Source organism: Teredinibacter turnerae T7901, from assembly GCF_000023025.1.
GTDB lineage: Bacteria > Pseudomonadota > Gammaproteobacteria > Pseudomonadales > Cellvibrionaceae > Teredinibacter > Teredinibacter turnerae_B.
The window spans coordinates 1737960-1750393 of sequence record NC_012997.1; the positions used below are offsets into that span (position 1 = coordinate 1737960).

At 47.5% G+C, this 12434-nt stretch carries 8 protein-coding genes; 4 read left to right on the plus strand and 4 right to left on the minus strand.

The genetic code is table 11. The features are described 5' to 3' along the window. Positions 1-14 precede the first annotated feature (14 nt). Positions 15-548 carry a DUF6795 domain-containing protein gene (locus TERTU_RS07470; protein ID WP_015818234.1) on the minus strand — a complete coding sequence of 178 codons (534 nt, stop codon included), beginning with the start codon at positions 546-548 and terminating at the stop codon, positions 15-17. A 21-nt stretch (positions 549-569) separates the two neighbouring features. Continuing rightward, entirely contained in the window at positions 570-1037 is a 468-nt protein-coding gene (locus TERTU_RS07475; RefSeq protein WP_228378288.1) for a DUF6795 domain-containing protein, read from the minus strand. Positions 1038-1921: 884 nt separating this feature from the next. Here TERTU_RS07475 and TERTU_RS07480 point away from each other — a divergent pair. The 3 genes from TERTU_RS07480 to TERTU_RS07495 all read left to right on the plus strand — a co-directional run bounded on the left by TERTU_RS07480 (position 1922) and on the right by TERTU_RS07495 (position 5868). Continuing rightward, entirely contained in the window at positions 1922-2500 is a 579-nt protein-coding gene (locus tag TERTU_RS07480) for a YqgE/AlgH family protein (protein ID WP_015820075.1), read from the plus strand. Between the two features lie 615 nt (positions 2501-3115). After that, positions 3116-5275, plus strand: coding sequence for a hypothetical protein (locus tag TERTU_RS07490; RefSeq protein ID WP_015820642.1), 2160 nt, complete (start codon positions 3116-3118; stop codon positions 5273-5275). Between the two features lie 53 nt (positions 5276-5328). Then, a complete protein-coding gene (locus TERTU_RS07495; RefSeq protein WP_015820699.1) occupies positions 5329-5868 on the plus strand; it encodes a two-partner secretion domain-containing protein in 540 nt (179 codons plus the stop codon). A gap of 719 nt (positions 5869-6587) precedes the next feature. Here TERTU_RS07495 and TERTU_RS07500 read toward each other — a convergent pair. Next, entirely contained in the window at positions 6588-7838 is a 1251-nt protein-coding gene (locus TERTU_RS07500) for an MFS transporter (protein WP_015819347.1), read from the minus strand. Positions 7839-8381: 543 nt separating this feature from the next. Next, positions 8382-9347, minus strand: coding sequence for a transposase (locus tag TERTU_RS07505; RefSeq protein ID WP_015819843.1), 966 nt, complete (start codon positions 9345-9347; stop codon positions 8382-8384). 914 nt (positions 9348-10261) lie between these two features. Between TERTU_RS07505 and TERTU_RS07515 the strand changes: the two genes are divergently transcribed. Then, positions 10262-12415 (plus strand): hypothetical protein, encoded by a 2154-nt coding sequence (locus tag TERTU_RS07515; RefSeq protein WP_041590402.1) that lies wholly within the window; start codon positions 10262-10264, stop codon positions 12413-12415. Positions 12416-12434: the final 19 nt, after the last annotated feature.

The window sequence follows — 12434 nt, forward strand, 5'->3', positions numbered from 1 at the left end:
GTAAAATAAAACGGTTACTCGTCGTCGGGTTCGGGAGGTGGTATATCGAGCGCTGCGTCTTCCTCTGCGCCCCAGGTGCAAATAGAGAAAATAGGGTTGCCATTCACTTGTTTTAGCTTTCGCTCGTTAGTTAAATCACATTGCACTATGAGTGGTGCACCGTTGGCCTCGGCATTTTCTTCTCGTTTGCGCTTAACGCCAGTCCACATGTCGTATTCGTTGCCGTTGTATGTCAGAACAATCTTTTGAGATATGGCGAATTCCATTGGCAGCACGCGTGCAATGACATTGCGCTCGTACAGAGCGGGCATAGAAAAATACCCTTTATCATCTGTTGTTACTTCGTCTACGATCTCGCCTGATGTATGCGCTTTGCTGGCGCTGCGCTTCAGTGTTGCGCCCACAACAGGCACCCCATTTTGGGTAATTACGCCTGAAATAGACGAAAACAAACAATCCGTGGCAAATTTATTCGTGGACATGGCGTAACTCTCTCTCAATAATAAAAAAATGAGCAGTATTGCGATTAGAGGTGATTTTTTATTCATACACTTCTTCGTTATTTGGGCTTATTGGCCTGGGCCGGGGAGGTCTTCCAGCCTGATTATCTCGTCTTCTTCCACATTCCAGTGGCATCGCGAAAATATTACGCCTCCACTGACTTGTTTTTGGTTAAGTTCTTTTTCCAAGCGGCATTCGACCACGAGTGGCTGGCCTTTTGCTTCCGCATTTTCTTCTCGCTGCCGTTTAACGCCTAGCCAAAGATCGAATTCGTAGCCTTCGTAGATAACAATAATTTTTTGTGATACTGCAAATTCCATAGGAAGCACGCGCGAGAGAATATTCCTCTCAAAAACCTCAGGTAGATAAAAAACGCCTTCTTTATCTGTCTTGGTTTCATCCCGCACGTCACCACGTACATGTGCTTTGCTCACTGTGCGTTTGATTGTTGCTCCTTCTGCAGGCTCACCGTTGAACGTAATAACACCCGATATGGAAGAAAACAAACAATCTACGGCAAATGTATTTTTAGGCATGGCTTGGCTGGTAGCAGATAAAAAATCTACACGGGGAACGCTGTCGCACATCGCTTGATCACATCAAATAATTTCAACTTGTTTAAAAATCCCGCGCGCGAGATTGATAATGCCCACAAAGGGTTAGGTTATAGAGTAAAGAGGCTAAACTGGCGTTTTCGGCCCTAAGAATGCCTGCGGCCGCTTTCTGTGCTTGCCCTGTATTGGCGTTGTGAACTCTGTTTAACATTGACATTCCTTGTTGGCTATTTCCTTTTTTAGTGGCGCCGAACGGCATTGTGAGTTTTTGCTCAGCCCGACTTATCTGCGGTTAGGTAATACCGTCATTGCCCGATGGGCCAGGTTAAAAGGTATGCATTATCCAGCCTTTCAGCTTGGCCAGTTTTGTGAACATAAATCATCTTTTTGATTAAATCTAGAACGGGTCGCTATTTCTCCCTTCTCCGCTCAGCATGATAGAAAAAATTAATAAATAGTTTGAGTTTATCGACCCTAAAATACAGATAGATTGTTTTCGCGCGGCAAACTGCCTTGCTTGCCCAACAAGCAAGACTGTTGATGGTCGAGCAGGCGTAATGATGTGCGCTCGCTAAACTGCAGGCTATCTCAAAGCGAGCTAACTGTTTCCGCGCACTCAATTCCGGTTTTCTGGGGCGGTGGTGGCATTCGCATTAGCAAAGTAGCCCCATGTAAATTGAAGGCTACAAAATTAAACGGATTTCCTCTTGCCAAAACAATGTATTTTTTAGATGCTGTTTTATCGCAACTTCGGTGTTACGAATCAGCTTGAACGGTGCACTTCGGCTCTAAGCTCAGGTGTTATTGTTACTGCTGCCCAGGTGCGAAATGCCCTTACTTATCTAATCTTCCCTGCAAGAGGTATCATGTCAGGATTTCTTACCGATAATGTATTAATTGCCAACCCCGCCACCACCGACTTACCACAGTTTGCTGCCAGCGCTGAAAAATTAATCTATGTCGTACATCATGGCGATGATGGCGCAGTAGGCGTTTGCCTGAACGAATATTTCGGTAAACCTCTAGCAGATTTTTCTGAACAGTATGAGATTTTGGCCTCCGTGAGCCCGCTGTCTTTAGCTTCTGTAACGGTGCATTCGGGCGGGCCCCTGGCTACCGAGTTACCCTGGATATTGTCACGTGCTGTAGATATCTACCCTCATCAAATAAATAACAAGTCACTGAGCCTGAATTTTTCGCAAGAAGCTTTCGCTGATCCGAGTATTCATATGGACGCGTTGGTTGGCCTGGGCTCTTTCAGCTGGGGGCCAGGACAGCTGGAGAAAGAAGTGTCCGGTTTTATGTGGCACTGCTTTCCTGCGCAGAAGCCGTTATTGAACCGTTTACATTTCGAGCATAAATACCAGAGCGCTGTCGATACACTCCTAACTGCAAAGTATTCGTCTGAGTCTTATCGTGTGAGTTCGGGAGAGCTTTGCCATTGATGCATTTTCGTATCTTTAAATCTCTACAGCCGTGGCTTTTTATAAACGGGGGGTAAAGCTTTGAGGGGTTCTACCAAATGGTAAAGGCACTGTTAAAAGGCTGTTAGAAATGAGCTATAGGTGGTCGTCTAAAATTTGGTCAGCTAGCTCGTCAATCACTTTGGATTAATTTCCTGGTTATTCAAACATACCTTTTGGTTAGGGTCGTAATATTCGCGTAACTGCTAATTTTCGTAACCCGTCATAACCTTTGCTTTTTTACTCTGGTATGCTTGCGCTTAACTCAATTTGCATAGTAAATCGTTTGTTAATTAAATAGTGTATGCAATAAGTCAGTTTTTGCTGACGTAAACTTCAAGGACGAAAAAGATGGATATCGAACTTCCTCGCGCTTCCATGCGTGGCTTTTTTATATTGGTCAGAACGAGTGTTTTTGTTGGGCTCTCTGCTGTGCTAGGCGCATGTGGTGGGAGTAGTGATTCATCCACGCCCATCTCTGTGCCATCAGTATCACCCACTCCAACAGTTGCGCCGTCGGTTACGCCCACGCCAACACTTGTGCCGTCAGTTACGCCCACTCCAACAGTTGCGCCGTCAGTTACACCCACGCCAACGATGGCGCCGACACCAACAATAACGCCAACACCGTTCCCGCCCACACCGGTTCCCGATACCTCGCCAGAGGCTTTTACCTTTACACTGGAACAATCCACTTACGCGCGCAGTGCCGAGGTATTAACCAACACGGTCACCATTGCAGGCATTAACACCCAAGCGCCGCTGGTTGTATCGGCTGGGGCCGAGTACAGCATTGCCAGTGGAGATTTTACAGCCGGTAATACCACCATCGCCAACGGCCAAACACTGCAAATTAAAACCCAGGCCGGTGCGGAATTTAGTGATGAAGTGGCGATTACGGTGAGCGTGGGCGATTACGAAACGTCGTTTACTGTAGTGACTGTCCCACAGGATATTACGCCAGAGCCATTCAGCTTCGCACCGAAAACCGATGTGGATCTGGCGATGGCCTATACGGCAAGCGCGACGATTACGGGTATTAACGATGCCGCGCCTATTTCCGTTAGCAATGGTGAATATGCGATTGGCGATGGCGATTTTACCAGCGCGGCCGGTACCATCGAGAGTGGCGAAACCGTTACCGTTAAAGTGCTTTCCTCAACAAACTTTTCTACCGAAACCGCAGCAGTACTGGATATTGGCGGTGTGAAAGGCACGCTTGCTGTGACCACCCTTGCGCAGGATATTGAGCCGGATGCATTTAGTTTTGAATCCGTTATGGACGCGGATTTAAATACGGTCTACTCCGCTGATGCTATTACAATTTCAGGTATTAATGATGCCGCGCCTATTGTGGTAGCTGATGGTGAATATGCCATTAACGACCAGCCATTCACTAGCGAAGAGGGCACAGTACAAGCCGGTGACAATGTTGTATTGCGCCTTACCTCAGCCGCTACAGCAAACACCGTTGCCATGGCGACCTTAACCATTGGTGGTATCGCAAACAGCTTTTCGGTCACTACCGTAAAAGACCTGCAAGCCCCCACTGCAAAAATCGCCTTCCCGCCACCCACGGCAAAAACCGCCAACACCTCCGTCATGGTGCGCGGCTCTGCCGAAGACAACCTCAGCCAAATCACCGACCTAAAAATATTCGTTAACGGCCAAGACAGTGGTGCCACCATCGAGAGCACTGATAACTTCGCGACCTGGAAAACACAATTGGATTTATTTGAAGGCGATAACGCCATCACTATTGTTGTGACCGATGAAGCCGGGAATGTGAATACCGAAGCGGCTTCGGTGAATATGCGGCGCGAAGACTATGATCTCGAATTTCCACACGAGGGTGTGGAATTCAATTTGAGTCGAACCGTCGTACTGGACGATACGGTGGACAGTCCACGGTTGCTCATCGGGAGGCGTTCTATCGATGGCAAGATTATGTCGATCGACCCATCTACAGGTGTCCGCACCGAACTTACCGTAAAAGGGCTGCCGACAAATCTCACAGTCACCGAAAGTATGACACTCGATAAAGAGACCAATGCGCTATACGTGTTGTCGACGGCTCCAGGTGACCAAATAATTTATCGAGTAGATCTCGCGAGTTTGGAAGTGACCCATTTTCTGTCTCTCGCTGATAAATTAACGGCGCCGGATAAGATTAGCTTGAGACGTATGTTGGTGGATCGTGAAACTCAGGATCATCCCCGCATTTTAATTGCAATGGTTTTTGAAAACGCGATAGGCTCGGTCGATCTTGATCTTACTGAATTCTCGATTTTTTCATCGAATACCATTCCTAATACAGCGCTACCTTTTGATGAGCCCACGGACATTAAACTGGTGCCAGGTACTAGGCGTTTGTTAGCGACTAATTTGGCAAACGGGCAGATACTTGAAATCGACCCGGATACCGGTACGCGTAATCTGTTTGTAGACGCGACTGCTTCAACTGAGACCAGTTCTTGGGCTTCTGCTACCGCGATTGCTTTTGATGTGTATCACGGCCGCAATCGAGCGATTGTTACGGGGTACGAAAATAACGACACCTTGCTTGCGGTTAATTTGGAAAGTAGGGTGACGGAGTTGTTCTCTGGCTTGGACTTGAATAATAGATTTGATGAAAATAAAGCTATCATGATTCACCCTAATTATGAGTTTGCGTTTGTGTTTGACAATACTGAGAACGCAATATTTGCGGTTGATTTGGTAACCGGGCAGCGTGTGGTTATTTCTAAAAGTAACTAGTATTTATTGTTTATGGTTAGGGTGGAATAGTGCAGTTGAGCAGGGTTAAATCGATGAAAAATACTCGGAAGTGGGACCAACAAAAGGGATTTAAACTTTCCTGTTTGGCGCTGGCAGTACAAATGGCATCAGGCTTGGTGATTGCTGGCCCGGAAGGCGGTACGGTCACTGGCGGTACCGGGTCTATTTCCAACGCGGGGAACACCACCACCATTACCCAACAAACGGACCGGATGGCCATTGACTGGCAAAGCTACGATGTCGCAGCCAATGAACGTGTTCAGTATATTCAACCCAGTTCCTCTTCCATTTCCCTTAACCGAATTCTCAGCAATCGCGGCTCGCAAATCCACGGTCAGATCGATGCCAACGGCCAGGTCTTTTTAATTAACCCCCACGGTATTATTTTTGGTGAAGGGGCATCCGTGAATGTGGGAGGCCTGCTGGCTTCCGGGCTAAATATTCGTACGGACGATTTTTTAAATGGCGAATTCGCCCTGGAAGGCATCAGCGGTACTGAGGGTGCAGTCGTCAACCACGGGCTTATTGACGTAGCGTTAAGCGACGTCATGAGTCCGGTTGGCGCGGGTTAACCCGGCGTAAAGAACATTACTAATGGGACAGGCACTTTCCGTCTTACCTCGGGAACAGGCAATCTATTATGGGACAGGCACCTTTGGTAGATCGGTACATGCCTAGCCAGTTGTTGGGCGCTAGTACTACTACCCCACTAATGGGACAGGCACTTTCCGTCTTACCTTGGGAACAATCTTTATGGGACAGGCACCTTTGGTCTATCAGTACATGCCTAGCCAGTTATTCGACGCCAGTACTACTAAAAGGGAGAGTCACCTAAAAGGGCAATCACTATAGCCGCCTCTAGCAGCGGGGAAATCCTGAGGGACAGGCACTCTGTTCAGATATCGGACAAACAACTAACGGGACAGACACCCAAATTGGCTAGAACAATTCGCTGAAGGTACGCGGTTAATGTTATCTACCGTGCTTTGGCTGTAGTAAAAAGATGTAAATTTGAGATTTTACGGATATAAAAAGCGCCTGTCCCCTGGAGTGACCTCTACGGGACAGGCGCTTCATGTTGATTAACCTTTGTTCGAGTAGCTCTACTGTTAAGCCGGCTATTGAACAGATAGATGATCCTACCTGTTCAATCGCGTACCCTGAAATGGCCGGCGAAAATGCGTAAATTTTTATGACATTTCAAGGGCTTACATTGTCCTTGTGGCAACGGCGGCGGTTCCTTGAGTCGGCGATTAACTTCGCTGCTTTTATTGCCAAGTTATCAATCCAACTAGTGCTTAGCTTCGTCCGCACGGGCTTCCTCGCGCTCGGGGTCAGATTCTTCTTTCGAAATCATCTCAAGTACTTCTGCTGATGTCTGCACCATCGGTTCAAAGTGCGCAGTTTCGCCAGCAGGGAGCACGGACATTCGGCGGATCTGCAACACGGCGTAGCACCCAAGCACAAGAAGAACAGCAGCAACATACGCCGGAAGGGCGTGTACGCCAAAGGCATTCATCAACGAGCCTGCGAGTAGGGGAGCTAAGGCAGCACCGGCGCCGTGCAAAACGAGCATATCCGTTGTACCGGAGATCACTTCGTCGGGATGAAGTTGGTCGATCAGCAACGCTACGGCGATGGGATAGAGTGCAAATGAAAATCCACCCCACAGGAAATACAGCGTAATTAAACTCGTTAAGCCCGTGGCGAAAGTCGTTATCAGCATTAGCAGTGAAGCAGCGATACAAAGCGTGAGTAGCACTTTACGGCGGTCATGCTTATCGGAGTAGCGGCCGACCGGGAGTTGAAATAGAGCGCCACCGACAATGGTCATACTCATCAACAAACCAATATCACCTCGGCTAAAGCCTTGTTCCTGGGCGAAGAGTGGCGTCATACTCCAAAATGCGCCCATCGCTAAGCCAGATAAAAGAGCTGATGCGACTGGAAGTGGTGCGAACTTTAGAAGTTTCCGTAAGCTACTCGAAGCCTTTTCGGATATATGCGGTTGGCTTCGGCTCGTGATAGTAATGGGTAACACAGCCCAGCAGATAAAAATTGCTGCGATGGCGAATGCTGTAAACGCTTCTCCTGTGTCCAGGCGGAGCAACTGCTGAGCTACAGCAATTGCGCCAAGGTTGACCACCATATAGGTCGCGAAAACCTTTCCCCGGTCTTCCTTTTGCGCACGAGTGTTCAGCCAGCTTTCGATCACGGTAACGAGTGTGACAAAAGCAAGCCCGTATACAAAACGCAGCGCAAGCCAAGCCCATGCGTTTACCCATAGATAATGCAGTAACGCGACAGACCCGCAAATGGCTGCGCAAAAGGCGAAACTGCGGATATGACCTATGCGCTGAATTAGACGTCCGCTAACGAAAGTACCGCAGGTAAACCCAGCGAAATAACCCGACATAATCAGACCGAGCATGGTTTTAGAAAACCCGTAGTCATTCCCTGTCAACGTTATCAATGTATTGAGCAAGCCGCCGCCAAGGAGCAGTAAAGCGACACTACCGAGAATCGCACTAATTGGGTGCACTAAAGTCCAGATGGGAGCCTCCTTAAATCGTTACAAAACGCAGATACAACAAACGTGCTTGTAAATGGAGTTCTTGCGCTTAGATGAGTTCAATCGAGCATTGTGACATGCATAGCTATAGCAGTGAAGCAATGCCCACGCCAAAGGAACTATTGTAGAGGCGGTAAAGGGACACGGTAGAGGGACAGGCACTGTAAGTCATAAAGGGACAGTCACTGTGCAGGGCCTGTGAGCTGCAATTTTCCGGAAGGGGAACGCGCAGAGGGCGGTATGAAAAGGATGGTATTTTAAAAGGGACAGTCACCTAAACTTTACAAAGAGAAAAATTACAGGCAAACACCTCCACAGATTGCATGGAGGCGATATCAAATTGGAAAATTTATTAGTGACGAGCAGTATGTTGAATTTTACGGATATGGTTGCGCAATTTTATCTGGCGCTACACGATGATTGTACGTAAAGAGGGGAGTTTTGTAGCTTAAAAGGTGATCAATTTGGAGTAGAGCTAAACGTTGGTCTTACATCTAACTTCTTGATTTATCTTTATGCAGCACGTTGAACTTGTTGCGGTTTTTTCGAAAATCTTTGTCTGTAGATTTTTTCAAACTGCGTTGAATCTATTGCCCAGCTGGCAGAGTTAATCTGGTTGGCCAACTCGAAATTATGAAGAAGCCGACCCGCTTCCGGTTGATTTTTGTATTTGCGTAGAGCGAACTCAATTAGTTGGAGATACTCGTGGAAGGTGATGGGTAATTCGGATTCGCTAGGTTCGCTTGCTGAGCGTTTAAAAGGGAGCAGTGGTTTGAATACAAACTGGTTGTATCGTTTCGCTTTATCTTTTGGCGAAGGTTTATGCGTGATTTCTGTCTTTTTATTAGCGGATAGCCTCACTTTTAAACTGGTATGATCGGATGATTGTGGTGATGCGGCGATTCCTGCGCGAATGGGATTAAGATCTACATAGGCCATCGCTGCAAGTAGTGCATTTTCACTCAGTAACGCTTGCGATTTATAACGGGATTCCCAGAAGTGCCCGCTACACTGGTCCTCCTCGTTGGCTCTCTTTGCTATTGGTTCGTTGAGGCATTTCATAAACCAACTGAGATTGCTTAGCCTGTTGCGAAGTACCGCTATAGCAGACTTTACTTCGTTTAGTTCTGTTTCACTTAGTCTCTCGCCTTTGTACCATTGTTGAACCAGGTGGGGCCCTTTGAAAAGGTGTCGCCAACGGGTTACGACATCATAATCCTCGAGCGCTGCTATTTCTTCTGGTGACAGCTTGACCACAAGATGCAAATGGTTAGACATCACAGCATAGGCGCAAATATCTATGCCGAAAAGTGAAGAGAGTAAATGAATTCGATCCTCAATCCATTGGCGCCGGTGCTCGTAGCTCCTGCCTGTAGATTCGTCTTTACCACATAAAAAAGATCGCCGCACACAGCGGGAAACAATGTGGTAATAGCGCGTGTCAGCAATGTCGACTAATTCCTTCCGTGGACGAGTCATGATGCATTCCGGAATACTGTATTTATAAACAGTTTAATGTGATGGGTGTGTATGTCAATACCTTTGCCGGTTTTAGTTATTGAAGGCGTTGAATGAATTTGGATGTTGGCCGTGATTTTCAGGCTGTTGGTAAATTGGATCAAACGGGGCAAGCGTTGTTTCAAAGGTGCCTGTCCTTGTGAGCTTCCCTCTTTTCAACTGTTAGGGTGCCTGTCCTACTGGTACACTTCAAAGTGCCTCTCCCATTCGTACAAAGGTGCCTGTCCCATTCGTACACCTGTCCCATTCGTACACCTGTCCCATTCGTACATAAAAAAACAGTGATTGGCTTCACAGATGGGTTGTTCCCTCGTATTATTGAACGCCGCTAATGGTTTAGCTGCCAAACAATTATTACGTGTCACATGGAAGTTCTTCGTGCCATATAAACTCGCTTTTGCATCATCTGCTTCTCGCAGCATTTCAAGCCTCACGTCGGTTTTTCTTGCATCGATATTGAGCGCTGGTTCTCAGGTTTACATCTACGGTATTCGCTTTGTGATTATTTCACTGAGGGCGTTGCTGTGTATCTGATATTTGATGCTTTTTTAATTCTTTGTACTGATCATTGCGCTCAGTCACATAGTTTAATTTAGCGACAGGTTGCACGTACTACACAAACACCGTGTGGTATAAATCAGACTTTATAAAGTCGCGGCAAATAGTGATTTTGCCCTAATAAATAAGTACGAAACAAGGAATGGTCCCTCATGCTATCTTCGTATTCCACCCGTTTTTCCCGTTCCCTTAAAGCGTTGTTGGTGTCCACAACTTTAATCACCCTTGTCGCATGTGGTGGCGACGATAATGGCGGTGTCGACCCATCAGCATCACCCACTCCAACAGTTGCGCCGTCAGTTACGCCCACGCCAACGATGGCGCCGACAATAACGCCAACACCGTTCCCGCCCACACCGGTTCCCGATACCTCGCCAGAGGCTTTTACCTTTACCCTGGAGCAACCCACTTACGCGCGCAGTGCTGAGGTATTAACCAACACGGTCACCATTGCAGGCATTAACACCCAAGCGCCGCTGGTTGTATCGGCTGGGGCCGAGTACAGCATTGCCAGTGGAGATTTTACAGCCGGTAATACCACCATCGCCAACGGCCAAACACTGCAAATTAAAACCCAGGCCGGTGCGGAATTTAGTGATGAAGTGGCGATTACGGTGAGCGTGGGCGATTACGAAACGTCGTTTACTGTAGTGACTGTCCCACAGGATATTACGCCAGAGCCATTCAGCTTCGCACCGAAAACCGATGTGGATCTGGCGATGGCCTATACGGCAAGCGCGACGATTACGGGTATTAACGATGCCGCGCCTATTTCCGTTAGCAATGGTGAATATGCGATTGGCGATGGCGATTTTACCAGCGCGGCCGGTACCATCGAGAGTGGCGAAACCGTTACCGTTAAAGTGCTTTCCTCAACAAACTTTTCTACCGAAACCGCAGCAGTACTGGATATTGGCGGTGTGAAAGGCACGCTTGCTGTGACCACCCTTGCGCAGGATATTGAGCCGGATGCATTTAGTTTTGAATCCGTTATGGACGCGGATTTAAATACGGTCTACTCCGCTGATGCTATTACAATTTCAGGTATTAATGATGCCGCGCCTATTGTGGTAGCTGATGGTGAATATGCCATTAACGACCAGCCATTCACTAGCGAAGAGGGCACAGTACAAGCCGGTGACAATGTTGTATTGCGCCTTACCTCAGCCGCTACAGCAAACACCGTTGCCATGGCGACCTTAACCATTGGTGGTATCGCAAACAGCTTTTCGGTCACTACCGTAAAAGACCTGCAAGCCCCCACTGCAAAAATCGCCTTCCCGCCACCCACGGCAAAAACCGCCAACACCTCCGTCATGGTGCGCGGCTCTGCCGAAGACAACCTCAGCCAAATCACCGACCTAAAAATATTCGTTAACGGCCAGGACAGTGGTGCCACCATCGAGAGCACTGATAACTTCGCCACCTGGCGAACACAATTGGATTTATTAGAAGGCGATAACGCCATCACTATTGTTGTGACTGATGAAGCCGGGAATGTAAATACCGAAGCGGCTGCGGTGAATATGCGGAAGGAAGAATATGACATCCCGTTTCCTCATGAGGGGACGGTATTCGATTTGAGTAGAACTGTTGTATTAGATGATACTGGGAGAAATCCTCGTTTACTAATTGGGCGACGTTTCTACGATGGAAAAATACGTTCGGTCGACCTGCTCACCGGCGCTCGTAGTGAACTTACAATAACTGGACTGCCGACAGACCATACGATTACGGAAAGTATGGCGCTCGATAAAGAAACCAATGCGCTATACGTGTTGTCAACGGCTCCTGGTGACCAAATAATTTATCGGGTAGATCTCGCGAGTTTGGAAGTGACCCATTTTCTGTCTCTCGCTGATAAATTAACGGCGCCGGATAAGATTAGCTTGAGACGTATGTTGGTGGATCGTGAAACTCAGGATCATCCCCGCATTTTAATTGCAATGGTTTTTGAAAACGCGATAGGCTCGGTCGATCTTGATCTTACTGAATTCTCGATTTTCTCTTCGAATACCATTCCCAATGCAGCGCTACCTTTTGATGAGCCCACGGACATTAAACTGGTGCCAGGTACTAGGCGTTTGTTAGCGACTAATTTGGCAAACGGGCAGATACTTGAAATCGACCCGGATACCGGTACGCGTAGTCTGTTCGTAGACGCGGCAGCTTCTACTGAGACCAGTTCTTGGGCTTCTGCTACCGCGATTGCTTTTGATGTGTATCACGGCCGCAATCGAGCGATTTTTGCGGGGTATAGAAATAACGACACCTTGCTTGCGGTCGATTTGGAAAACAGGGCGGCTGAGTTGTTCTCCGACTTGGATTTGAATAATGATTTTGTAGAGAACAAAGCTATCACTATCCATCCAGAATATGATTTTGCTTTTATTTTTGACAACGTAGAGGACGCGATTTTTGCAGTTGATTTAGTGTCAGGGCAGCGCGTAATTATTACTAAAAGCGAATAGCCTCAAATCCTGAAGGGGG

Bases quoted from the DNA above. Each gene is read 5' to 3' on its own strand.
- TERTU_RS07490 (WP_015820642.1), top strand. From the start codon at position 3,116: ATGGCGCCGACACCAACAATAACGCCAACACCGTTCCCGCCCACACCG.
- TERTU_RS07505 (WP_015819843.1), bottom strand. From the start codon at position 9,347: ATGACTCGTCCACGGAAGGAATTAGTCGACATTGCTGACACGCGCTAT.
- TERTU_RS07470 (WP_015818234.1), bottom strand. From the start codon at position 548: ATGAATAAAAAATCACCTCTAATCGCAATACTGCTCATTTTTTTATTA.
- TERTU_RS07475 (WP_228378288.1), bottom strand. From the start codon at position 1,037: ATGCCTAAAAATACATTTGCCGTAGATTGTTTGTTTTCTTCCATATCG.
- TERTU_RS07480 (WP_015820075.1), top strand. From the start codon at position 1,922: ATGTCAGGATTTCTTACCGATAATGTATTAATTGCCAACCCCGCCACC.
- TERTU_RS07515 (WP_041590402.1), top strand. From the start codon at position 10,262: ATGGCGCCGACAATAACGCCAACACCGTTCCCGCCCACACCGGTTCCC.
- TERTU_RS07495 (WP_015820699.1), top strand. From the start codon at position 5,329: ATGAAAAATACTCGGAAGTGGGACCAACAAAAGGGATTTAAACTTTCC.